We start from the raw sequence: 20,830 nt of genomic DNA, 5'->3' as shown, positions 1-20,830 counted from the left end.
CTCCATGGCGTACTCACCGCAATCATCTGTCCGGGCAGAACTTGCCCGGGCCAAAGTCAATCTCGCCCTGCATATCACCGGGCAGAGAAGTGATGGTTTTCATCTCTTAGATTCGCTTGCGGTTTTCCCCCAAATCGGCGACCGCATTGCGATCGAGCCCGCTGACACATTGGAGCTCATCGTCGACGGCCCCTTCGCGCGTGATCTTGAGGGCGGCACCGAAAACAACTTGGTCCTCAAATCCCTGAATGGATTTGCGGAATCAGCGGGCATCGTCGTCCCGAAGGTGAAAATAACGCTGACAAAACGCTTGCCGGTCGCCTCCGGAATCGGCGGCGGTTCGAGCGATGCCGCAACGACCCTCCGTCTTCTGGAAGATATCACCGGCCACTATCTGGCCGAGGATGAACTCCACAAGCTTGCCACATCACTCGGGGCGGACGTGCCGGTCTGCTTGGAACCCGAACCGCAATTCATGCGCGGAATTGGTGAAGATCTTTCGCCGGGACCTAGTCTTCCCGCCTGCGGCATTGTTCTGGTCAATCCGAAAGTCGGCGTCGAAACGCCGGCAGTGTTCAAGGCACTTGAACACCGGAAAAACCCTCCATTACCCAAAGCGCCCGCCGAATTCGACGATCTCGCCGCTTTGACCCATTATCTGGAAAGCAGCCGGAACGATCTGCAAGTGCCAGCCTTGTCCGTGTGTCCAGAAATTGCGGATGTTCTGACCGCTTTGGACGCAGACAGCCGTGTGGTCTTCACCCGCATGTCCGGTTCAGGCGCAACGTGTTTTGGGCTTTGTGAGAATACTGACACACGGTCTATCGAGATGGATTTGCGCTCCGCACATCCAAATTGGTGGGTTGCATCTGGCCCTTTGAGATAAACTTCCCCAAAACAAACACGGCGCCACTTTGGCGCCGTATTTATTTTAATGAAAACAATACCTAATGTGGATCAGCTGACACGAGAGATACAGAAAGCCACCGCATCGGCCAGCGCGTCTGTGTGTGCTCCCGACGGCAAGACTTCCAAGGCCTTTAGAGCGTTGTCGCCATAAGTCCGCGCCCGCTGAACGGTGTCGGCAATCGCATCGTATTTCTTCAGAAGTTCGATGGCCTGTGCGAGATCACCGTCGGAGACATCGTCACCTTCCATGCAGCGCTTCCAGAAGGACCGATCTTCGTCTGAACCGCGCGACACAGCGAGAACAACCGGCAAAGTGATCTTGCCTTCGCGGAAGTCGTCGCCAACATCCTTGCCAAGATCCGCCGACGATCCGCCGTAATCGAGCGCGTCATCCACCATCTGGAAGGCATATCCGAGCTCGAGACCGTAAGTCCGAGCTGCCTTTTTCATGGTCTCACCCTGCCCGGCGATTTCCGGCCCAACTTCGGCAGCTGCTGCAAACAGCGCTGCCGTCTTGGCCTCAATCACCCGCAGGTAATCTGCTTCGCTGGTCTCGATGTTTTTGGCAGCACCGAGCTGCAAAACTTCGCCTTCAGCAATGATTGCGGAGGCTTCGGACAAGATGCGCAGCGCTTCCAGAGACCCGGTATCGACCATCATCTTGAAGGCTTGGCCGAGCAGATAGTCACCGACCAAAACGCTCGCTTGGTTGCCCCAGAGCTTGCGGGCAGCCAGTTTGCCCCGGCGCATGTCGCTTTCATCAACGACATCGTCGTGAAGGAGCGTTGCCGTATGCATGAATTCCACACTGGCCGCCAGAATCACATGGCCTTTGCCCTGGTAGCCAAACATATCGGCGCATGCGAGCGTCAGCATCGGCCGCAAGCGTTTACCACCAGAGGAAATCAGATGTTTGGCGATTTCTGGAATAAGATCCACATTGGATCCGGCCTTGGAAAGGATCAGTTCATTCACGTCCGCCATACCGGGCGCCACCAGGTCCACAAGGGGCTGGATACTCGCACGGGGCGTTTGACTGTCAGACAAGGTTGCGACCACGGCCACTGACGGCACTCCTGTTACAATTGGTGCGGACAATATGGCGCGAAAGTCTCCGAGGCAAGACGCCAGACGATTGACAAACTGTTGAAATGCTCCAAACAGCGAAATTTGCTGTAAATGTCTACTACATGCCGCAAAACTGGCAGCGGTTCCCATGAAATCCGCCGACTACAGGAAACTGATGGAAGAACTTGTTAGAACAAATGATCCGGTCCTGATTTCCTTTCTGGAATCGCTGTTAAAGGACGCCGGCATCAAGCATTTTGTCGCAGATGGCAATATGAGCATTTTGGAAGGCTCGCTTGCTATGATTCCGCGCCGTGTGCTCGTGGATAGCGATCAAATCGAAAAAGCCCGCATGCTGGTCCGCGACGCTGGCCTTGCCCATGAACTGCGCCTCGATGGCGGACAGTTCTGATATGTCCGAAGCCTCCCCCCGCCCCCTGGCCGGCAACGCCCCCGAAACCACACGCGATGCGTTCCTTGGCGGTCAGGTCTATGTCCACCAGCCCAAACGTGGGCGCCATCGGGCCGGACTGGATGCGGTCTATCTGGCAGCAGCCCTCCCGGATGGGCTTGATGGACATGTTGTTGATCTTGGGGCTGGGGTTGGCACCGCCGGATTTTGTGCAGCAGCCCGCCTTCCCGACATTTCCGTGACGTTGGTGGAGCTGGACCACGCGGTTCTCGACCTTGCCCGCGACGGCTTGAAAGACCCGGCCAATGCTGCTTTTGCCAACCGGGTAACTATTCTGGAAGCAGACATCACCGCCAAGGGCAGCGTGCGTCACAGCGCCGGTCTGACATCCAATTTGGCAGATCATGTGATCATGAACCCACCCTATTATGAAGTGGACCGGTTCCGCGCCTCTCCGAAAGCAGCAAGAGCCGGCGCCCATATGCTTGATGAACGGGGACTTGAACCCTGGGCAAAGACCGCATCAGACATCGTCAAAGACGGCGGCACCCTGACCATTGTTTTCCGCGCCGATGGCTTGAATGAGTTGCTCAGCGTTCTTGAAGGGCGTTTCGGCGCGATTGACGTGATCCCCCTACACCCGCGGCCGGATGCCGCTGCAACAAGAATTCTGGTCCGCGCCGTACGCGCCAGCAAGGCTCCCTTGCAATTGCTCCCGGGCGTGACCCTTCATGAGGGAACCGGTAACGAGTTCACGCAACTCGCGAAAACAGTGTTGCGCGACGGCCAGGGGCTAGGTCACCGGCTCCGCCGGTAAGACCTTTTGTCAGTGCATTACGATTTCACCATCAGCATAGCGGAATTCGGCGGGTTCAATCAGGTTCTGATGAGCCACACGGACCGTATGTATCTGCCCGTCAATTTCCCGTTCCCAGAAAGTCAAAAACCGGTTGAGTTCGGGAAATTTCGGCGCCAAGTCTTCGGTCTGCCACAGAAAGCTCTGCAACAGGATCGGATGATCTGGCAGCCGGTAGAGTATTTCTGCAGTAAGCAGCCCATAGCCGAGCAACCGCCTTTCGAAGTTTGAACTGACTGTCATGCTGTCCACTCCTTCCTATAAAAGAAAAGTGTCGCAGCACTCAGGTTAACCAATTCTTTGAATTGGAGACAACCTCACGATTTCTTGAATTCTGGCAGCACTCAAAATTGAGCGCTAACAGCCATCAAGATTTCAACAAGAAAATCTGTCAGTTTGCTTGGATCGAGCTGAGATACCCCAAAAACACATCAATGTCACCCGGTTCAAACGCAACTTCGGGCATATTTTCGTGGGCTGTCACGATTCCTTCGGCCAGACTCTCTTCCAAGTTTTCCAGGGGATAACGGCTTGATAGGTCTCGGAAGGCAGGAGCATCGGCTTTTGCGCTTGTGTCTGTCTTCGTCACCGCATGGCATGTGGCACAGTGGATTTCGGCCAATTCTAGGCCGCTTGCCAGGCTGGCCGGATCACTTGGATAAGCGCCATCGGCCGCCAAAACCGGTGTACAGATGCCAGACGCACACACGCCGGCCAAGATGAGTGCCATGAAGCGCAAAACGAGTCTCCCTACCCTTTTCGCGCTTCTTATACGACGCTCACCGACCAAGCGCTATAAGGGGCTTTACTCGGCAGCCAGAGTTTCCGATCCGGAGGCAAACGCAAAGCCTTCATCTTCCCAACCGGTTATCCCACCAATCATGATTTTCACCGGACGGCCTAGATTTGCCAGCTTTAAGGCCGCGCGATCTGCCCCATTGCAATGCGGACCGGCGCAATAGGCGACAAACACCGTCTCCTCCGGCCACTCCCGCATCCGTTCTTCAGAGATGTTCCGGTGTGGCAGATGTATGGCACCGGGGATATGACGCTTTGCGAAGGCCTGTGCGGAGCCAACCACATGAAGCAGCACAAAATCAGCGGCACCAGTCTCAAAGGCATCGGCAACATCGGCACAATCCGTTTCGAAACTGAGGCGGCCGGAAAAATGTTCAACAGCCGCTTCAGATGCCGCAGGTGGGATATCGGTGACAAAACTCATGACTGGTCTCCTGTTTCAGTGGTTGACCGGACCATACTCGCGGAATTTTCCTCTGGCGTTTGGCGCAATTGACACTTATCGTAAAAATCATGCCAAATACCACATCAGCCAACTCTTCCGCTCACCAAATTCAGAACCGCAATGTCGCAGTGCTGGCCTATGACGGCCTCTGCCTGTTCGAATTCGGGGTTTGCTGCGAGATCTTCGGTCTTAAACGTCCTGAGATGGGCAACGACTGGTATTCCTTTGCTGTCACCTGCCTGGAACCTGGAAGGCCTTTACGCGCCTCAAATGGCGTGACGGTTGCCGTCGACGGAGGGATTGATCTTCTGGAGACCGCCGGAACGATTCTCATTCCAGGCTGGTCCGGAGTGTCGGATCCGGTACCGGAAGACCTCATCGAGGTCCTCCGCCGCGCTCATGAAAAGGGCGCCCGCCTTTTGACCATCTGCTCCGGCGTCTTTGTGCTGGCAGCTTGCGGATTGCTGGACGGCCACAAGGTCACCACCCACTGGCGATATTTCGACGCCCTATCGGCCAAGTACCCCGATTTAATCACTGTTCCGAATGTGCTTTACACAGACAATGGCCAGATCCTGACGTCCGCCGGCAGCGCCGCAGGAATTGACCTTTGCCTGCATCTGATCCGCCGCGATTTTGGGCCTGCCGCCGCCAATTCCGTCGCCAAACGCCTCGTCGTGCCGCCCCACCGTGAAGGCGGGCAAGCGCAATTTGTTGATCACAGCGTGCCCCCACCTTCAGAAGCCAGCCGCCTCAGCCCGCTGTTTGAGCAAATCCGGACCAATCTGGCTGATACTCACACGATCAAATCCCTGGCCCAAAAGGTAGGTATGAGTGAACGCACCTTTTTGCGACGGTTTGAAAGCGCCACCGGGACGACGCCAGCCCGCTGGCTGACCGGTTTGCGGGTGCAAAAGGCAAAGGATCTTTTGGAAGAAAGCCTTTTGTCCATCGATCAGATCGCAGAACAAACCGGCTTCGGCACAGCGGCCACCCTACGCCACCATTTCCGCGAAATATTGGGTACAGCTCCCACCACCTACCGGCGCCTGTTCCAAAGTACCAGCTTTCAGGCCTAGGCTCAGGAACTGGTTCGTTTATATATATTTTGAAAACCTCTTTGATGTTTGGAGCCCTCAATGCCACAAACCGCCCTTCCAGCGACCATCGATGAGACGCTCAAGTTGATGGATGAGGCTGGCTATGTGGCCGACCGCTCGCTGGCCACAGTTCTGCACCTCGCACTGAAGATGAAACGCCCCCTGTTTCTGGAAGGTGAAGCCGGCGTCGGCAAAACCGAGATCGCAAAAGTTCTGTCGTCCACTTTAGGCCGCGATCTGATCCGCCTTCAGTGTTACGAAGGTCTCGACATTGCCTCAGCCGTTTACGAGTGGAACTATCCGGCACAAATGGTGGAAATCCGTGTAGCCGAAGCATCTGGCGACACGGATCATTCCGAACTCTCCAAATCGATCTTTGATGAGAAATTCCTGATCAAACGGCCGGTTCTGCAAGCCCTGGAATCTTCTGCAGGCGGCGCACCAGTTTTCCTGATCGATGAACTCGACCGGGCCGATGAAGCCTTTGAAGCCTTTTTGCTGGAAGTCTTGGCCGACAACCAGGTATCCATTCCAGAGCTGGGGACAGTGAAAGCGGATGAACCGCCGATTGTCATCATCACCACAAACCGCACCCGCGAAATACACGACGCGCTCAAGCGCCGCTGCCTCTATCACTGGGTGGATTATCCAGACGCCGAACGTGAGCTGGAAATCGTCCGCCGCAAAGTACCGGGCGCTTCTGAACGGTTGGCCGGAGAAGTGGTGGACTTTGTCCAGAAGCTGCGTGCGGAAGAAGACCTCTTCAAGCAGCCGGGGGTTGCCGAAACCCTCGACTGGGCCACCGCACTGTCGGAGCTCAATGAAATCGCGCTCGATCCGGATATGGCGTCCGACACGCTCGGTGTTCTGTTGAAATATCAGGACGATATCGAACGGGTGCGTGGCTCCAAGGTGCGGCAGATGATCGACGAGATCCGCAAGGACGAGCCCCGTCCGCAATCCATGCCAGCGCTCTGACCGCGCGCCTTGCCGACATGACCGCGATCCGATCCCGAATCACAGACAACATCGTCTATTTCGCACGCACGCTGCGAAAGGCTGGTGTGCCGGTTGGCCCGGCCTCTGTCGTTGATGCTGTTCAAGCGGTTGAAGTCTCCGGCATCACAAACCGGGACGACCTCTACTGGACGCTGCATGCGGTTTTTGTCCGCAAGCGCGAACACCGGATCCTTTTTGACGAGGCCTTTCGGATCTACTGGCAAAGCCGCGGCTTAATCGAAAAAATGCTGGCAATCCTGTCCCCTGTTGCCCCACCGCGCGGCGCACCAGAAAAACCGAAGGCTGGCCAAACGCGCGTGGCACAAGCGTTTCAGGCCAACAAGGAGCGGGTCTCGGAAGAAACCCGCCCGGAAATTGAAGTCGACGCCAAATTTACGGTCTCTGGCAAGGAACTTCTGCAGTCCAAAGATTTTGCTCAGATGACGGCTGAAGAGATTGTTGAAGCCAAAAAAGCGCTGGCTGGCATGGCCCTCTCGATGGACAAGATCCGGCTCCGCCGCCTAGTGCCTGCGCACAATGGCAAAGTCGATCCGCGCCGCACCTTACGTGCTTCCATGCGCGCCGGTGGAGACATCATTGATCTGAAGTTCCGCCAACCGGCCGAAAAACGTCCGCCATTGGTCGCAGTCTGCGATATCTCTGGCTCCATGAGCCAGTATTCGCGGCTCTTGCTGCATTTTCTGCATGCGATGACCGCAGAACGCCGGGATGTGCACACGTTCCTGTTCGGCACACGCCTCAGCAATGTCACCCGCCAGCTCCGCATGAAGGATCCGGACGAAGCGCTGGAGGCTTGTTCTGAAGGTGTTGAGGATTGGTCCGGCGGCACGCGGATCGCGTCAGCCCTTCATGACTTCAACCGCCATTGGTCCCGCCGTGTGCTTTCCGGCAAACCGACCGTGCTTTTGATCACCGACGGTCTGGAGCGGGATTCTGATGAAGATCTCGCTCGCGAAATGGACCGGCTGCACCGCTCCTGCCGGCGTCTGATTTGGCTTAATCCCCTACTCCGCTTCGAAGGGTTTCAAGCAAAAGCCAAGGGAATCCGGGCGATGCTGCCCCATGTTGACGAGTTCCGAGCCGTGCACAGTCTGGATGCTGTCGCCGATCTGGTCAGCGCGCTGTCTGGAAAACAATCCGATCAGGCAGCGTCCAATCCAAGAGCCTGGCTGAAAAAGTAAAACCGCTGGCGCCGAGTTGGGGCACACGGAACCAGCGGCGTCTTGGAAGGATCGTTGCGATCCGGCAACGACTATACTTTCATATATTCGAAAATAAATGCGGCAAGCTGTCCCGGTTGCGAATTTTCCCGCTTGACCAACGGTATTCACGGAAGCGCGATCACCGGCGTGCGCACTTGAACCCGCCGGAAAAGATCCGTGATGTCGTGATTGGCCATTCGAATGCAGCCGTAGGACACGGCCCGGCCGATCGATCCCGGACGGTTGGTGCCGTGAATAGCATAATTCCCGTTTGAGAGTGTCATCGCTGCTACCCCCATCGGATTGTTCGGCGCTCCGCCCCTGATCACCCGCGGTAGATGCGGGAAATCGCGGCGCACCTCCGCAGACGGTGACCAGTCCGGCTTGACGTACTTGGCCGTTATCTGCGCCCGGCCAGTCCAGGATTTTCGCCGTTTTCCAACCGCGACCTTGTAACGGATCGCCTGCCGCCGGTTCAAAACCAGATACAATCTGCGTTCGGAGTTTTTGATGACGATTGTGCCCGGCCTGTAGCCATGTCCGGAAAATCCAACCACTTCCGCAGCTTGCGCTGGTACGGACCAAAACAGGCAGAGAACGGCAAAAACAAATGCCGCCAAGAAGGAATGAAGACGCATGATACAGACAATCCTTAACGTGTGTTAAGATTGTAGGCGTGCGGATGGAGGCAGCAAGCCCCGGCAGCAAAAAGTTATAATAATGGTGAACACAGCCCGCAGGGGCCCAACCCTGCTATCCCGCGCAACACTGCGATGTACCTGTGCATGTGGGAGGAGCCGTGATGATCAAAATGGAGAGTAAGGCGCCGGCCGCGCCGGATTCGGCCTCTAAACGAACGGTTCAACCCGCCGTGATCAGGGCACTGGTTTTCGCAATCTCCGTTTTTGCCAGCTGTACCGGGGGATTGGCCGATGTTTTATCCGGCCGCTACGTCTTGCCCGCCCAAGCCTTGGAAGCGCTGTTTTCTGTCGGCGTTCTCGGCGGCAAACAGATCAAAGGACGGTTTGAGAAGGTCAAAGGCGAGATGGTCCTGAATGCAAAAAAGCCGGAAGCCAGCCGTGTCAACGTGACCGTTGATTTGCGAAGCGTAAAAACGGGCAACGACCGGGTGACAGGCTTCTTGAAAAGCGCGGCCATGTTCAATGTTTCAAAGTATCCGACTGCCAGATTTGAAAGTTATTCTGTCCGGCTTACCGGCAAAAAAACCGCAAAGGTAGAGGGCTATTTGACGATGCGGGGTGCGCGCCAGCGAACATCGCTGGACGTCCATCTCCAAAACACGGGCAATACACGCAACATCGCGATCCAGGCCGAGGGCGGATTTTTTCGCAGCCTTTATGGAATGGATGCCGGCTTGCCGCTCTATGCAGACAAAGTCCGTCTGCAAATCAACGGAACCGGCAAACGGTACTAGAGCGTGTCGCGTTTACCTGAAAAGAGAAGTATCACTTTTGGCGTTGAAATCTTTGATTTCAGAAAGTGAAAAGTGATCCCGAATAAGCGCGTTTTGCTCTAGCGCCGGACCGGCTTGCCACCCCGCCATTTATACAAGACAAATGCAGGCACGCTGCCATCGCCTTTTTCATCAAAGGAGACATCACCGAGAATGGTGGCGAAACTCCCTTGATCGAGCGCGGCGATGACCGCTTCAGACTCTGTCTTTCCGGCCGCTTCAACCGCCTTCGCCCAAGCCTCTATTGCGGCATAGGCTGACAAGGCGTAGCGCTCGGCGCTTTCTTCCCGGCTTTCCAAGTCCCCGATTACCTTTGCAGCCGTCTCAAGGGCATGCGGATCCATCGGATAGGCAAACACCGTACCCTCGCCTGCCTCGCCAGCGACATCCCAATAGGCCTGCGCCATCAAAGCATCACCACCGACCAGAATAGCCTCAAGCCCGAGCCGTTTCATTTCAAGTTTGATCAGTCCGGCTTCCGGATGATATCCGCCCAAGAAAATGACGTCCGCACCTTCCAAAGCCAGGCGGGAAACCAGGATCCGGTAGTCATTCAACCCCGCATCAAAGCCTTGATAGAGGGTTTCGATTTTGCCGCTCGCGTTCATCTCAGCCCGGACTGCATCCGTCAGGCCTTTGCCGTAAGCGGTCTTGTCATGAAGGAACGCAACATCCTTGTCCGCAAACTCTTCGGCCAAAAGCTTCCCAATGACTTTGGCTTGCGCATCATCCCGTGGCGCCAGCCGGTAAATCCCTGGCCCTGGCCGGTCATCGGTGAACTTCGGCAAGGTCGTTGCCGGGGAAATCTGGATAATGCCGGCTTCGGAATATATTTCGCTGGCCGGAATTGACGCCCCAAAACACACATGACCAATGACAATGGAGACACCGCGTCCGATCAGCTGATTGGCCACCGCTTTTGCTTTGGCTTCTTCGCAGCCGTCATCGACCACATCGAGAATCAAAGGTTCGCCGAGCACGCCGCCGGCCATGTTGATGTCAACGACGGCCTGTTCTGCGCCCGCGCGAATCTGATCTCCAAAATCCGCAAACTGGCCTTTCATCGGCCCTGCGACCGCCACATGGATTTCGGCAGAAACAATCTGGGGCAGCAAAATACTGCCTGCCGCCAGCATGCCCGCCAAAACACGGTAAAACCTCATCGCGCTCTCCAGATCCATCACATGCGCGTTCCCGTAGAAAACTTGCGCTGGTGCAGTCAATCGAAAGCTACAGAAATTGCAAGGCTTGTTTGGGTTTGATAGGCACTGGCAACAAGGATCTTAATAGCTGGACCGGATGAGCGATCCGGGCCAGGGAGTATAATACGTATGGCGTCATCTTCTGAGACCGGCCCCACCTCAAACAGCTTGCTGCTGGATTCCCAATCATTCCGGGAAGCCATGAGCCGCATTGCGGCCGCTGTTCATATTGTTTCTACCGATGGCGCAGGCGGGCGGGCCGGCGGCACGGTGTCTGCCGCCTGTTCTGTCAGCGACGACCCGGCAAGCATTCTCATCTGCCTTAACCGCCAATCGCGAATCCATGCTGCCGTTTTAAAAAACCGGTGCTTCTGCCTCAACACTCTGGCAGATGATCATCAGGCAATCTCCGAAGTGTTCGCCGGCAAAGAGAGTGCGGACATGAGCGACCGCTTCGCTCATGGGTCCTGGACGGACTTGGCGACCGGGTGTCCAGCTCTTGATAGCGCCCGATTGAGCGTTGATTGTGAAGTCTTTTCCGTCTCGGAAGTCGGCACCCATTCGATCATCGTTGGGACCGTCGTCGATTTGCGCATGACGGATCCGGGCAAATCTCTCATCTACGTCCGCAGGGGCTACAAAAGCCTCGACACATAGGTTGAAGCGGCGCAGACTTGCACCCCTTCCTCATCTCGATTCCACTGAAAGTTTTTTTGATGACCGGTCCTAGAAACCTGATCACTGACGTTCCAGGCCTCAAAGTCGGCAATGCGTCCGATTCTGATTTGAAATCCGGGGCAACAGTGCTGGTTCCCGATGAGCCAGCGGTCGCTTCTGTTGCAATCCAGGGCGGGGCTCCAGGAACGCGGGAAATAGCCCTTCTAGAACCGGAACAGACGGTTGAAAAGATCGACGCCATCGTTCTGGCGGGTGGGTCTGCCTTTGGCCTAGATGCCGGCGCCGGTGTGCAAGGTCGCCTTGCCGAACTCGGCTACGGTTATCAAGTTGGACCGGTCCGGGTACCGATTGTCCCGACCGCGATCCTGTTTGACCTTCTAAACGGTGGCAACAAGAGCTGGGGCCAGATGACGCCCTACCGGGATTTGGGCCGGGCCGCACTCGATGCCATTGGGCACGACTTTGCCCTGGGTTCCGCCGGTGCGGGCATGGGCGCAACCACAGCCAATCTGAAAGGCGGGCTCGGTTCGGCGTCCGTGGTTTTGGAAAACGGTGTCACGATTGGCGCTATCGTCGCCGTCAATGCCCTTGGCCGGGCAACCATGGGCGAGACACCGCATTTTTGGGCAGCCCCTTTTGAGGTCGGCTCCGAATTCGGCGGCCACGGCATTCCGTCAACTCTGCCGGAAGACTGCACGACAGTCAGAACCAAGCTGGATGCGTTGGAGCCTGGCGCCAACACCACGATTGCCGCGGTTGCGACCGATGCGATCCTTACCAAGGGTGAAGCCAAACGCCTTGCTGTGATGGCGCATGACGGGTTGGCCCGTGCGCTCTGGCCGGCGCATACGCCGCTAGATGGCGATCTGGTTTTTGCATTGTCGACCGGGCAGAGAAAACTCGAAAACGGCCTGGAAGACATGGTGCAGATGGGCGCTGCTGCTGCGTCCTGTCTTGCCCGTGCTATCGCCCGGGGTGTTTATCATGCAACGCCGGCCGCAGGAGACACCATGCAAACGTGGCAGGACCGGTTCGGGGCGTAAAATAAACCACAGGCCTGTAACGGCGGAGAGCGCTTACAAGAAGCGGTCCTTAACAACATCCAAAGGCCTTGCTGGGAAACCTGTCCCGAGGTCAGATCTTTCATACTGCGGTCATCAAACGAACTTCAATCTTCCTGTTTTGTCAGCTTGAAAGCAGCATCTGAGTTTGCTTGACTTCCCCAACGGTATTTCATTGGGGGAATGATCATGCCCAACAGTTCATTTTCAAACACTTTTTGGTATCTCGCAGCTGCATTCATACTTGGATCATTGCTCTCTGCAACTCCTGCAAAAGCCATGGAACCAGGACTGTCGGACGAATTCGAACAAGTGCTTCGACAACCCTTCAAGGGCGATTTCGACGAGATCGTCGACCGCGGTTTTTTGCGTGTGCTCGTCCCGTTTTCAAAAACTGCCTATTTCATCGATGGCGGTGTCCAGCGAGGCACCGCTGTCGATTTGATGACAGAACTGGGCAAATTTCTCGATAAAAAACACGGCAAGAAGGTGCGTGACGGTCAACTGGTTATGATCCCAACACCGCGCGCAGATTTGTTTTCCGATCTCGAAGACGGGCAAGGCGACATTGCCTTGGGAAATCTCACCGTCACACCGGAACGCTTGCAGCTTGTTGATTTTTCAACGCCGCTCTTTAAAGGCGCAAAGGAAGTGCCTCTGACAGCAGAGGGCGCCACAGACCTGACATCGCCGGAAGCCCTTTCAGGTCTAAGTGTCCATGTCCGGCGATCATCAAGTTATTTCAATAGCCTGCTAGTGCTGAACGAAAGACTGGAAGCTGATGGCAAACCACTTGTCGACATTGTACCTGCGGATGAAAACCTGGAAGACGAAGATCTGATTGAACTGGTCAAGGCGGGCAGCATCCCCATGATCATCATCGATGAACATAAAGCGGACTTCTGGATGCAGGTGATTGACGGCCTTCAGACACACCCGGATGCCGCTGTCCGCACTGATGGTAATATCGCAATCGCCGTCCGCAAGAATGCGCCGAGCCTGCTCAAAGAGATCAATGGCTTCGTCAAAATAGTCGAAAAAGGCACACTGCTCGGGAACATCATTTTGAAGCGGTATTTTCAAGACACCAAATTCTTGAAAAATCTGAATGATGGCAACCGTCAGGAACAACTTCTCAAAATTGAAGCCTTGTTCAAAAAATATGGCCAGGAATACAATATCGACTGGTTGCTGATCGCTGCTCAATCCTATCAGGAAAGCCAATTCAAGCAGGAGGTACGCAGCCATGCCGGTGCGGTCGGCCTCATGCAGATCAAACCGTCAACTGCAGCCGGAAATCCGATCAATATCAAAGGCGTAGCCGCAGATGCTGACAACAATGTTCATGCTGGCGTGAAGTATCTGCGATATCTTGCCGACCAGTATTTCGCTGATCTGGAACATGACCGACCCAATCAGACTTTTTTCGCCCTAGCCGCCTATAACGCAGGTCCCAGCCGCTTCAAAAAGCTCCGGGCAGAAGCGGAGAAAAGCGGGTATGATCCGAACAAATGGTTTGGGAATGTCGAATGGATCGTTTCAAAGCGGATCAGCCGCGAACCGGTTCGTTATGTCGGAAACATTTACAAGTACTACGTTGTCTTCGCAAAGGAACTGCAGCGCTACGATCAAAAGAACGGGGCAGCGACAGATAGCAAATGAGCTGAAGGATTGCCCCGGTGGCTTGAAGAGTGAGACCGGCGTGTTTCAAAACACTCTCGGTCTCATCTTGTGTTCAGGCCAAAAGAACCAGCCCAAATGTTCGCTTAAACCGCCGCTCCTAGCCGGGCGGCTTTGCCGAGCATCTTGGCCCGGGCAGTATCTGTCGACTGATGGATCGGCGCGAACCAGGCATAGTTCTTCAGCTTAAGTCCGCAGAATTCCAGGATTTGCAGTTTCATCTGTTTTTTGATGGCCAGGCCGTAAATGAAGCGGAAAATCCATCCCGGCGTATCGGCCGTGACCAGGACGTCCGACGTCCGGCCGGTCATCAATTTCGCCGGCACCGCCTTCCCCGGCACATATTTGAAGGCTTTGCCCGGTAGCAGCACCCGGTCGATCAAACCCTTCAGTTTGGCCGGCAATCCGCCCCACCACAGTGGATGGGCAACGACAAAATGGTTGCACCATTCCAGGTCGGACCAAAAAGTTTCCAAATCCGCTTCCAACGGTTTGATGGATTTAAAGGATCCCGTCCCAAAATCCGGATCGAAGGCCAGGTCAGCCAGCCGCAAGACGCGGACATCATGACCTTTTTTCTTTGCCGCCTCAGCGTAAGCGCTTGCCAGCGCACCGCAAAAGCTCTCCCTTGCCGGATGGCCATCCAGCACAAGTATCTTCTTCGTCATGTTTATAACTCCGTTGAGTGGCGGGGCTCAGACCCAGCACAAAGGATCAATAATTGACCACGGTCATTTTTTGACGCAATTATGGTACGAGGTCAACAGTTATTTTGACCACGGTCATTTTTAATCGAAGTTGCCATGCCAAGTGACACCAAAACACGCAAGCCGCAGGCTCGAACCGCCCTCACCCGGGCGCGTATCTTGACGGCCGCGGCCACCCTTTCCAGAACAAAGGCCCTGGAAGACATCACCGCCGAGGCGATCGCCAAGGAAGCCGGTGTCGCAAAGGGTACATTGTTTGCCCATTTCGGCGATATGGACGGGCTTCTTTCCTATCTGTTGCTTGATCATTTACGGCAACTGCGCGAAGCGGCCGACCTTGATGACATGACGTCAAAGGACGATCTGGCCGATCCTGTTGGCGCTCTGGTCAAACGCATGATGGCGCTGATTGCGGTGATCACCGAAAGCCAGACCATGTTGCGGGTGTTTTTGGAAAATATCGGAGCAACCAAAGGCCATTGTGCACCCGAGTTTATCGAGCAGCTCGATGTCCTTGATCAGAAGCTTCTGGCGTACATGGAAATGTGGCGCGGTTCGCCGGACATCAGTCCAGCTTTGCGGGATGACCGGTCATTGGAAGAGCTGCTCGACGGCCTGATCGCCTTCCTAATCCACAGTGCAATTCTTTATAGGTCCCATCAAATCCAAGACCTCAACATCATTTATGACCGGCTTTACAAACACACCGAAGCCTTTTTGGTGACGGCGCCCATCAGCTGATCAGGCCTCTTCAGGTCTCGGGCAATTCCCCGGGCCAGGTGACGACGTGGTTCTCATAGTCTTCCAGCTCCATGCCGTCCTCGCTTACGGTCCGCCCGCTGACGGAGACACCGGCTTGATGGACCGTATGAGGATCCCCCGACACCAGCGGGTGCCACCAATAAAGGTCCGCCCCCTCACGAACCAGGCGATAGGCGCAGGTCGGCGGTAGCCACGTCAAGGTCCGCACTTCGGCGGGCGTCAACTGAATGCAGTCCGGTACCGTCGCAGCCCGGTTGTCATAATCCTTACAGCGGCAACTTGCGCCATCCAGAAGAGTACATCCGACGTCTGTCCAGACGATCTCGCCCGTATCCCAATCCTCCAATTTGTTGAGGCAGCAACGGGCGCACCCATCGCATAAGGATTCCCATTCCCCAGTTGTCATTTCCTCAAGGGATTTCGTCTTCCAAAATGGAAGCCCCCCGCTTGAAGTGTTTGAACTGCTGGAAGACATGTGAAGCGATCTCCTGGCGCGCCAGTTTTTGGAACCGGCAGCGCCTACCATGGCTATAGCGCTCCGGCAATACTGACAGGTTCTGCATGTCAGCATCCACGACAATGATTGCTGAATAATTCCGTTACGGTATCACCTCTGGCATTGCCTGCGGTTTCCACTCTTGTAAAAACGGGTTAGTTTTAAAGTCTCAATCGTGTGCGGAGATTCTGCAAACGTGGCAAGCGATCCACACTCAGAAGAAGACGGTGCAAAGCCGCGCCCCAAACAGCGCTACCGGATCCGCCGGTTCTTCCTGTCTATTGACGCCTTAGTCGATACAGGCCTTTGGCGTGCGTGGTCGGTCATCCGACGCAGTTGGGAGATATATGACGGATTTCTCCGCAGATTCCGAGCCAAAGGCATTTGGCGGGCACTCGCCGAACTGTCCTCTGATGCTCTGACCTATGGCGTCATAGGCATAGTAATCGTGCTCGCTTTCGCCCAACCGGCCTTTGAAGCCACCCGCTATGCCGATTGGAAAACGACGGACGACTTTGCCGTAACGTTTCTCGACCGGTTCGGCAAAGAAATCGGACGCAGGGGTATCGTTCTAAACGACAGCGTTCCGCTGGAAGAAATTCCCGATTCCCTGGTCAAAGCAACGCTCGCCACCGAAGACCGGCGGTTCTTCCTGCATTTCGGCATTGATTTTGTCGGCACATTCCGCGCCATGGTCGAAAACGCCCGTGCCGGCGGTGTGGTTCAGGGCGGCTCCACGCTGACCCAGCAGCTTGCCAAGAACCTGTTCTTGACCAACGAACGCAGTCTTAGCCGGAAGATCAAGGAAGCCTATTTGGCACTCTGGCTGGAAGCCAACCTGTCTAAACAGGAGATTCTAAAACTCTATCTCGACCGCGCCTATATGGGCGGCGGGGTTTTTGGAGTAACGGCGGCCGCAGAATTCTACTTCAACAAAAACGTCCGCGAACTGACGCTGGCCGAAAGCGCCATGCTTGCCGGGCTTTACAAAGCCCCGACCAAATACGCGCCGCATATCAACCTCCCAGCAGCCCGTGCCCGGGCCAATGAGGTTCTGACCAACATGGTGCAGGCTGATCTCCTGACAGAAGGACAAGTGATTGGCGCCCGGCGCAATCCCGCCCTCGCGGTCGACCGTTCACAGGAGCAGCTTCCGGAGTATTTCCTTGATTGGGCACTGGATGAGGTGAAGAAACTCGCCCGCCGCAATCCCGCGCTGGCACGCGACCGGATCGTCACCGTACGCACCACATTGGATCCAGCCCTACAGCGGCAAGCCGATCAGGCTGTTTCTTCCGTTCTGCGCGAAAATGGCAAACTTCGGGACGCCAATTCCGCTGCCTTGGTTGCGATGATCCCGGATGGAGCGGTGGTCGCTATGGTGGGCGGCAGCAATTACGGCGAAAGCCAATTTAACCGCGCGGTCAATGCCCTGCGCCAGCCGGGTTCCTCGTTCAAACCTTTTGTCTATATGACCGCGTTCATGAACGGCTATTCGGCCGACAGCATCGTCCCTGACCGGCCATTTTGCCTCGGCAACTGGTGCCCGCGCAACTACACACGCAGCTATCGCGGGGCAGTCACATTAAAACTCGCCCTGACAAAATCCATCAACACGATCCCGGTCCGCCTTGCCCAAGCTTTCGGCCGGGAAAAAATCATCGAAACCGCCTATGCCATGGGACTAACCCACGAGTTGGAGAACTCTGTATCTCTGCCCATTGGTTCCTCAGAAGTCTCGGTCATCGATATGGCCTCGTCTTATTCAACATTCGCCAATGGCGGGTACAAGGCCAAGTCCTATGCGATCCTGGATGTGGTCAACAGCGATGGAGAAGTCCTTTACCACCGCGAAAAGGACGAACCGCCTGCAAAACGCGTCCTACCGGAAGACAAGGTCTTTGAGATGAATGACATCCTCGTCAACGTGGTGGAAGCCGGCACCGGCCGGCGCGCCCGGATAGACGGTGTTGTTGCCGGCGGAAAAACTGGGACAACCAATGCCTACCGCGACGCCTGGTTTGTTGGCTACACCGGCAATTTCACCGGTGCCGTCTGGTTCGGCAATGATGACTTCACCTCAACCCGCCGCGTTACCGGTGGCAGTTTGCCTGCAATGGCCTGGCAACGGTTCATGGCCTATGCCCACAATGGCATTGAGCTGGTGTCGATGCCTGGTGTTGACGCGGAGAACCTGCCCCGCCTTGCAAGCCCGGCACGTCAACCATTGGCAGCAACTAATGTGGTCGCCATCCAACCACGTGTTTTAAATCGGCGCACGCAGGCGCTCCTTCTGGAGATTGGCGAAGAACTGCGGGAACTATCTGGGCAACAGGACACCGCCAACTTGCCGGGCACGACTAGTACCGATCTCGCAGCAGCCCAATGAGCGATGCTTTGATGCAGAACCACCCCGTCCACAGTGAAGCCGGCTGGCAAAAAGAAACCTTGCCTCGTGCAATACGGCCCGCAAGAGCGCATCCGGTTCGGACCCTAAGTTTGGTGGCACTGATCGTCGGTCTCGGCGCGCTACTTGGGATCAGTTCAGCCTATCTCCTTATCGAACGTGAAGAACCGCTCGACGCAATTATTGTCGGCCCTTGGAAAGCCTATCCTAAGGCGGGAACGACAGAAGCCGACCCCTATTCCGTCGCAATTTATACCCGCGGCGGTTACATTCCGCTGGCCTCAGGGGAAGGCTTGGCACTGACGGCACGTTTTGACAGCGCTGGCCAGTTTCTTGACCCGGCCTGCAGCTACAGGATCAGCGGACGCACCCCGACAGCCCGTCTGTGGACCCTGACATCGGTAAACGGACACGGCCGTCTTGTGGAGACATTGCCAGGGCGCAGCCATATCTCAAGCCAAAGCCTTTTGCGCAAACCAGACGGCACGTTTGAGGTCTTGGTCAGCAAACACATTCAGGCAGGCAACTGGCTGCCGCTGCCGCCGAAAGCCCAGTCCAGTGATGGCCTCCGCTTTGTCCTCAGGCTGTACGATGCGCCCGTTACAACAGGCGCTGCGCTCGATGGGGTCAGTGTGCCGGTGATCGAAAGGACCGGCTGCTCATGACCCTCTCGACCCGCTTCAGCTTTATTGCCGGCACGCTTGCAGTCTTCTGTCTCGCCGCTGTAATCCATATTCTTGTGGTGCTGACCATTCCGCTTAACGTCAAGCATGGTGCGTATGATGACGTCCAACGTTATGGACCCGATCGCCAATTTAACGTGCTGCCGGATGTCAAACCGGGTGCTGAGCCGTTGCCCGGCCTCGACCCAGCCATGAAACACGCTATCTGCAGGTTTCAGCTCGCCAATGGTACGGTGTTCTTCGACGCAGAACTTCCCGTTCCATTCTGGTCGATTGGGATCTTCAATGAAGCCGGTGAGGCCGTCTACAGCCTGAACAACCGCACTGCCGGTGCGGATCGTCTATCCATGCTGCTGATCACTCCCGAGCAACTATCGATCTTGCGCGAGAACCCGCCTGAGAACCTGGAAGATCTGATCGTCATTGAAACCAAGGAAACCAGCGGCATTGCTTTGCTCAGAGCTTACATTCCGCATCCCACCAGAGCCAACGCCATCGAAGCAGCCATGAGCCAGGCGACTTGCGACATCCTTGGGTAAACCAGTTTTAGAAGAAATCAGGACCTATTTCTGAACTGGAGGACGCTCATTGCCCCAGCCTTTGTAAATGCGGGACCGCCGTACCGGAGCATCCGCGCCATACCGGTTCTCCGCCTGGCACTCAGATTCGGCCAGCAGCACCTGCCCCTCCAGCTCCCGGATTGCCGTATTGACCTTCCATTGCCGGTCACGGCTGGGGGTTTCGATTTCCAGCGCGTCCAGTGCACCCTTATAGGCTTTTATACGGAAACGCAGCGCCTGCCCTACCCATTTTATCGCAACACGGTTTTCCCACACCCGTGCCTTGGCACCGGTATACATCTCTTCGGTGGTCAGTTGTTTGTTCTGCAACGTTCGAAGGCGTTCGTCATCAGCTTTTCTGACGCGCAAAGCAACTTCGCAAAACGGCATGACAAGATCTGCGTCTCCGGTCGCGTCGGAGGCTATCTTATCGAACCGAGCGTTAGAAGATCTGAATTTGTCAGACCGCAGATACTGGTAATAAAGATCCGGCGGAATCCGGCCTTCAGTTTCTGGAAGAATTCGCGTTCGGGCCAGTTCAGCCATGGAGCCACCAATCCAATCTTTCGTCCAAGGCGGCCGGATCAGCGCCCAAGCACGGTCACGCAAGAGCTTCTCGTCATCAGTGTAATTGAATTTTGATACCGGGTCTTCGCGCATCCGCGCTGAAGCTTCACCGATTGCCGGCATGATCGTATCATGCATCACAGATGGTTTTGCACGGTCGAAATCACCTGTGGGCCGAACACATCCGGCCAAGATCAACGCAAGAACGGAAATCAACAATCCAGGGGCTACAAAAGCCGAAGATGGATTGCGGCTGCGCAGTTTACTGTGCGCACAATGTGTTCCAACCGCGTTGACAATGCCCATGGGGCGTATCTCCAGACCGCATGCGAGTGCTTGTTCAGTGCAGCTAGAGAGGCTCGAACGTCAGTCCTTGTCGGACGCAGCAGGTCCAGCAGCCTTTCCGATGGTGTTGATTCGTGCGCCAAGATCAAGGTCATGGTGCTCATAGCGGACACCTGGGAAGAGGATAACTTGTCCAAAACCATCCCGGTCCTGTACGCAGCGCCCTGCTGGACGGCATCCAACTCTGGCCGTCGGCCGTGGTGCTGAAGCAAAATCTAACAACGTGCCCATCGTCTCCTCCTTCGGTTCCAGCTTCCGCTGGAGCGATGGGCAGCGGAAACGGTCAATTGGGTGACGCGATACTACCTGTGGCCTCATTAAGCTGCCGTTCAGGTTAACAACATGCTAACGGTTTTGGTCCAAATTGAAGGAATGGAGACGGACTTATCCGCCGTTAA

24 protein-coding genes are annotated in these 20,830 nt (G+C 55.8%); 14 read left to right on the top strand and 10 right to left on the bottom strand.

Annotated features, from left to right (window positions below):
- Nucleotides 1-4: 4 nt before the first annotated feature.
- Nucleotides 5-886, top strand: a complete 882-nt coding sequence (locus FJ695_RS14625) for a 4-(cytidine 5'-diphospho)-2-C-methyl-D-erythritol kinase (RefSeq protein ID WP_141186144.1) — start codon at nucleotides 5-7, stop codon at nucleotides 884-886.
- Between the two features lie 71 nt (nucleotides 887-957).
- Here FJ695_RS14625 and FJ695_RS14620 read toward each other — a convergent pair whose 3' ends face one another.
- Nucleotides 958-1,974, bottom strand: coding sequence for a polyprenyl synthetase family protein (locus FJ695_RS14620; RefSeq protein WP_141186143.1), 1,017 nt, complete (start codon nucleotides 1,972-1,974; stop codon nucleotides 958-960).
- A gap of 178 nt (nucleotides 1,975-2,152) precedes the next feature.
- On the opposite strand from FJ695_RS14620, the gene FJ695_RS14615 reads away from it, so the two are divergent.
- The gene (locus FJ695_RS14615) at nucleotides 2,153-2,389 is read left to right on the top strand and encodes a DUF2007 domain-containing protein (RefSeq protein WP_141188743.1); all 237 of its coding nucleotides are present in this window, start codon (nucleotides 2,153-2,155) and stop codon (nucleotides 2,387-2,389) included.
- A 1-nt stretch (nucleotide 2,390) separates the two neighbouring features.
- On the top strand, nucleotides 2,391-3,206 hold the full coding sequence (locus FJ695_RS14610) for a tRNA1(Val) (adenine(37)-N6)-methyltransferase (protein WP_141186142.1): 816 nt from the start codon (nucleotides 2,391-2,393) through the stop codon (nucleotides 3,204-3,206).
- Nucleotides 3,207-3,215: 9 nt separating this feature from the next.
- On the opposite strand, the gene FJ695_RS14605 is transcribed toward FJ695_RS14610, so the two are convergent.
- The 3 genes from FJ695_RS14605 to FJ695_RS14595 form a co-directional block, all read right to left on the bottom strand.
- Entirely contained in the window at nucleotides 3,216-3,488 is a 273-nt protein-coding gene (locus tag FJ695_RS14605; protein WP_141186141.1) for an usg protein, read from the bottom strand.
- Between the two features lie 148 nt (nucleotides 3,489-3,636).
- Complete coding sequence (locus FJ695_RS14600) at nucleotides 3,637-3,975, bottom strand: cytochrome c (protein ID WP_141188742.1); 339 nt, start codon at nucleotides 3,973-3,975, stop codon at nucleotides 3,637-3,639.
- A gap of 75 nt (nucleotides 3,976-4,050) precedes the next feature.
- Nucleotides 4,051-4,467 (bottom strand): rhodanese-like domain-containing protein, encoded by a 417-nt coding sequence (locus tag FJ695_RS14595; protein WP_141186140.1) that lies wholly within the window; start codon nucleotides 4,465-4,467, stop codon nucleotides 4,051-4,053.
- Between the two features lie 89 nt (nucleotides 4,468-4,556).
- On the opposite strand from FJ695_RS14595, the gene ftrA reads away from it, so the two are divergent.
- From ftrA to FJ695_RS14580, 3 genes are read left to right on the top strand one after another with little or no spacing between them, the layout of a single operon-like run.
- Nucleotides 4,557-5,567 carry a transcriptional regulator FtrA gene (ftrA, locus tag FJ695_RS14590; protein ID WP_141186139.1) on the top strand — a complete coding sequence of 337 codons (1,011 nt, stop codon included), beginning with the start codon at nucleotides 4,557-4,559 and terminating at the stop codon, nucleotides 5,565-5,567.
- A gap of 60 nt (nucleotides 5,568-5,627) precedes the next feature.
- Nucleotides 5,628-6,566: a MoxR family ATPase gene (locus FJ695_RS14585; protein WP_141186138.1), complete on the top strand. Its 939-nt coding sequence runs from the start codon at nucleotides 5,628-5,630 to the stop codon at nucleotides 6,564-6,566.
- A 17-nt stretch (nucleotides 6,567-6,583) separates the two neighbouring features.
- Nucleotides 6,584-7,789 carry a VWA domain-containing protein gene (locus tag FJ695_RS14580; RefSeq protein ID WP_141186137.1) on the top strand — a complete coding sequence of 402 codons (1,206 nt, stop codon included), beginning with the start codon at nucleotides 6,584-6,586 and terminating at the stop codon, nucleotides 7,787-7,789.
- Nucleotides 7,790-7,935: 146 nt separating this feature from the next.
- On the opposite strand, the gene FJ695_RS14575 is transcribed toward FJ695_RS14580, so the two are convergent.
- Nucleotides 7,936-8,448, bottom strand: coding sequence for a L,D-transpeptidase (locus tag FJ695_RS14575; protein ID WP_141186136.1), 513 nt, complete (start codon nucleotides 8,446-8,448; stop codon nucleotides 7,936-7,938).
- A 164-nt stretch (nucleotides 8,449-8,612) separates the two neighbouring features.
- On the opposite strand from FJ695_RS14575, the gene FJ695_RS14570 reads away from it, so the two are divergent.
- The gene (locus FJ695_RS14570; RefSeq protein WP_141186135.1) at nucleotides 8,613-9,245 is read left to right on the top strand and encodes a YceI family protein; all 633 of its coding nucleotides are present in this window, start codon (nucleotides 8,613-8,615) and stop codon (nucleotides 9,243-9,245) included.
- Nucleotides 9,246-9,343: 98 nt separating this feature from the next.
- Here the strand turns inward: FJ695_RS14570 and FJ695_RS14565 are convergent, their stop codons facing one another.
- Nucleotides 9,344-10,447, bottom strand: coding sequence for a branched-chain amino acid ABC transporter substrate-binding protein (locus tag FJ695_RS14565; protein ID WP_141186134.1), 1,104 nt, complete (start codon nucleotides 10,445-10,447; stop codon nucleotides 9,344-9,346).
- Nucleotides 10,448-10,615: 168 nt separating this feature from the next.
- On the opposite strand from FJ695_RS14565, the gene FJ695_RS14560 reads away from it, so the two are divergent.
- From FJ695_RS14560 to FJ695_RS14550, 3 genes are all read left to right on the top strand, one after another.
- On the top strand, nucleotides 10,616-11,143 hold the full coding sequence (locus tag FJ695_RS14560) for a flavin reductase (RefSeq protein WP_141186133.1): 528 nt from the start codon (nucleotides 10,616-10,618) through the stop codon (nucleotides 11,141-11,143).
- Nucleotides 11,144-11,202: 59 nt separating this feature from the next.
- Complete coding sequence (locus tag FJ695_RS14555) at nucleotides 11,203-12,207, top strand: P1 family peptidase (protein WP_141186132.1); 1,005 nt, start codon at nucleotides 11,203-11,205, stop codon at nucleotides 12,205-12,207.
- A 207-nt stretch (nucleotides 12,208-12,414) separates the two neighbouring features.
- On the top strand, nucleotides 12,415-13,887 hold the full coding sequence (locus tag FJ695_RS14550; protein ID WP_168206373.1) for a lytic transglycosylase F: 1,473 nt from the start codon (nucleotides 12,415-12,417) through the stop codon (nucleotides 13,885-13,887).
- Between the two features lie 104 nt (nucleotides 13,888-13,991).
- Here the strand turns inward: FJ695_RS14550 and FJ695_RS14545 are convergent, their stop codons facing one another.
- Nucleotides 13,992-14,573 carry an NAD(P)H-dependent oxidoreductase gene (locus FJ695_RS14545; RefSeq protein ID WP_141186130.1) on the bottom strand — a complete coding sequence of 194 codons (582 nt, stop codon included), beginning with the start codon at nucleotides 14,571-14,573 and terminating at the stop codon, nucleotides 13,992-13,994.
- 135 nt (nucleotides 14,574-14,708) lie between these two features.
- Between FJ695_RS14545 and FJ695_RS14540 the strand changes: the two genes are divergently transcribed.
- Nucleotides 14,709-15,353: a TetR/AcrR family transcriptional regulator gene (locus FJ695_RS14540; protein WP_141186129.1), complete on the top strand. Its 645-nt coding sequence runs from the start codon at nucleotides 14,709-14,711 to the stop codon at nucleotides 15,351-15,353.
- Between the two features lie 10 nt (nucleotides 15,354-15,363).
- Here FJ695_RS14540 and FJ695_RS14535 read toward each other — a convergent pair whose 3' ends face one another.
- Nucleotides 15,364-15,849 carry a YcgN family cysteine cluster protein gene (locus FJ695_RS14535; RefSeq protein WP_141186128.1) on the bottom strand — a complete coding sequence of 162 codons (486 nt, stop codon included), beginning with the start codon at nucleotides 15,847-15,849 and terminating at the stop codon, nucleotides 15,364-15,366.
- A 217-nt stretch (nucleotides 15,850-16,066) separates the two neighbouring features.
- Between FJ695_RS14535 and FJ695_RS14530 the strand changes: the two genes are divergently transcribed.
- Genes FJ695_RS14530 through FJ695_RS14520 form a run of 3 tightly spaced genes read left to right on the top strand, consistent with a single transcriptional unit; the run spans nucleotide 16,067 to nucleotide 19,499 of the window.
- Nucleotides 16,067-18,259, top strand: a complete 2,193-nt coding sequence (locus FJ695_RS14530) for a transglycosylase domain-containing protein (RefSeq protein WP_141186127.1) — start codon at nucleotides 16,067-16,069, stop codon at nucleotides 18,257-18,259.
- The gene (locus tag FJ695_RS14525; protein WP_209010668.1) at nucleotides 18,256-18,942 is read left to right on the top strand and encodes a DUF1214 domain-containing protein; all 687 of its coding nucleotides are present in this window, start codon (nucleotides 18,256-18,258) and stop codon (nucleotides 18,940-18,942) included. The genes FJ695_RS14530 and FJ695_RS14525 overlap by 4 nt, the downstream gene beginning before the upstream one ends.
- Nucleotides 18,939-19,499 (top strand): hypothetical protein, encoded by a 561-nt coding sequence (locus tag FJ695_RS14520; RefSeq protein ID WP_141186126.1) that lies wholly within the window; start codon nucleotides 18,939-18,941, stop codon nucleotides 19,497-19,499. Before FJ695_RS14525 ends, FJ695_RS14520 begins: the two co-directional genes overlap by 4 nt.
- A 24-nt stretch (nucleotides 19,500-19,523) precedes the next feature.
- Here the strand turns inward: FJ695_RS14520 and FJ695_RS14515 are convergent, their stop codons facing one another.
- Both FJ695_RS14515 and FJ695_RS14510 read right to left on the bottom strand, forming a co-directional pair.
- The gene (locus tag FJ695_RS14515) at nucleotides 19,524-20,393 is read right to left on the bottom strand and encodes a hypothetical protein (protein WP_209010667.1); all 870 of its coding nucleotides are present in this window, start codon (nucleotides 20,391-20,393) and stop codon (nucleotides 19,524-19,526) included.
- 60 nt (nucleotides 20,394-20,453) lie between these two features.
- Complete coding sequence (locus FJ695_RS14510) at nucleotides 20,454-20,663, bottom strand: hypothetical protein (protein WP_141186125.1); 210 nt, start codon at nucleotides 20,661-20,663, stop codon at nucleotides 20,454-20,456.
- Nucleotides 20,664-20,830 lie beyond the last annotated feature (167 nt).

The organism is Labrenzia sp. PHM005 (assembly GCF_006517275.1).
Taxonomy (GTDB): Bacteria; Pseudomonadota; Alphaproteobacteria; order Rhizobiales; family Stappiaceae; genus Roseibium.
The sequence above is the reverse complement of the archived record's forward strand: the minus strand, read 5'-3'. Positions and strand labels throughout refer to the sequence as shown.

What these genes read in the sequence shown, in the direction of transcription:
- FJ695_RS14625 (WP_141186144.1), top strand. Translation starts at nt 5, where the DNA reads ATGGCGTACTCACCGCAATCATCTGTCCGGGCAGAACTTGCCCGGGCC.
- FJ695_RS14615 (WP_141188743.1), top strand. Translation starts at nt 2,153, where the DNA reads ATGGAAGAACTTGTTAGAACAAATGATCCGGTCCTGATTTCCTTTCTG.
- FJ695_RS14610 (WP_141186142.1), top strand. Translation starts at nt 2,391, where the DNA reads ATGTCCGAAGCCTCCCCCCGCCCCCTGGCCGGCAACGCCCCCGAAACC.
- FJ695_RS14605 (WP_141186141.1), bottom strand. Translation starts at nt 3,488, where the DNA reads ATGACAGTCAGTTCAAACTTCGAAAGGCGGTTGCTCGGCTATGGGCTG.
- FJ695_RS14600 (WP_141188742.1), bottom strand. Translation starts at nt 3,975, where the DNA reads ATGGCACTCATCTTGGCCGGCGTGTGTGCGTCTGGCATCTGTACACCG.
- FJ695_RS14595 (WP_141186140.1), bottom strand. Translation starts at nt 4,467, where the DNA reads ATGAGTTTTGTCACCGATATCCCACCTGCGGCATCTGAAGCGGCTGTT.
- ftrA (WP_141186139.1), top strand. Translation starts at nt 4,557, where the DNA reads ATGCCAAATACCACATCAGCCAACTCTTCCGCTCACCAAATTCAGAAC.
- FJ695_RS14585 (WP_141186138.1), top strand. Translation starts at nt 5,628, where the DNA reads ATGCCACAAACCGCCCTTCCAGCGACCATCGATGAGACGCTCAAGTTG.
- FJ695_RS14580 (WP_141186137.1), top strand. Translation starts at nt 6,584, where the DNA reads ATGACCGCGATCCGATCCCGAATCACAGACAACATCGTCTATTTCGCA.
- FJ695_RS14575 (WP_141186136.1), bottom strand. Translation starts at nt 8,448, where the DNA reads ATGCGTCTTCATTCCTTCTTGGCGGCATTTGTTTTTGCCGTTCTCTGC.
- FJ695_RS14570 (WP_141186135.1), top strand. Translation starts at nt 8,613, where the DNA reads ATGATCAAAATGGAGAGTAAGGCGCCGGCCGCGCCGGATTCGGCCTCT.
- FJ695_RS14565 (WP_141186134.1), bottom strand. Translation starts at nt 10,447, where the DNA reads ATGAGGTTTTACCGTGTTTTGGCGGGCATGCTGGCGGCAGGCAGTATT.
- FJ695_RS14560 (WP_141186133.1), top strand. Translation starts at nt 10,616, where the DNA reads ATGGCGTCATCTTCTGAGACCGGCCCCACCTCAAACAGCTTGCTGCTG.
- FJ695_RS14555 (WP_141186132.1), top strand. Translation starts at nt 11,203, where the DNA reads ATGACCGGTCCTAGAAACCTGATCACTGACGTTCCAGGCCTCAAAGTC.
- FJ695_RS14550 (WP_168206373.1), top strand. Translation starts at nt 12,415, where the DNA reads ATGCCCAACAGTTCATTTTCAAACACTTTTTGGTATCTCGCAGCTGCA.
- FJ695_RS14545 (WP_141186130.1), bottom strand. Translation starts at nt 14,573, where the DNA reads ATGACGAAGAAGATACTTGTGCTGGATGGCCATCCGGCAAGGGAGAGC.
- FJ695_RS14540 (WP_141186129.1), top strand. Translation starts at nt 14,709, where the DNA reads ATGCCAAGTGACACCAAAACACGCAAGCCGCAGGCTCGAACCGCCCTC.
- FJ695_RS14535 (WP_141186128.1), bottom strand. Translation starts at nt 15,849, where the DNA reads ATGTCTTCCAGCAGTTCAAACACTTCAAGCGGGGGGCTTCCATTTTGG.
- FJ695_RS14525 (WP_209010668.1), top strand. Translation starts at nt 18,256, where the DNA reads ATGAGCGATGCTTTGATGCAGAACCACCCCGTCCACAGTGAAGCCGGC.
- FJ695_RS14520 (WP_141186126.1), top strand. Translation starts at nt 18,939, where the DNA reads ATGACCCTCTCGACCCGCTTCAGCTTTATTGCCGGCACGCTTGCAGTC.
- FJ695_RS14515 (WP_209010667.1), bottom strand. Translation starts at nt 20,393, where the DNA reads ATGGGCATTGTCAACGCGGTTGGAACACATTGTGCGCACAGTAAACTG.
- FJ695_RS14510 (WP_141186125.1), bottom strand. Translation starts at nt 20,663, where the DNA reads ATGGGCACGTTGTTAGATTTTGCTTCAGCACCACGGCCGACGGCCAGA.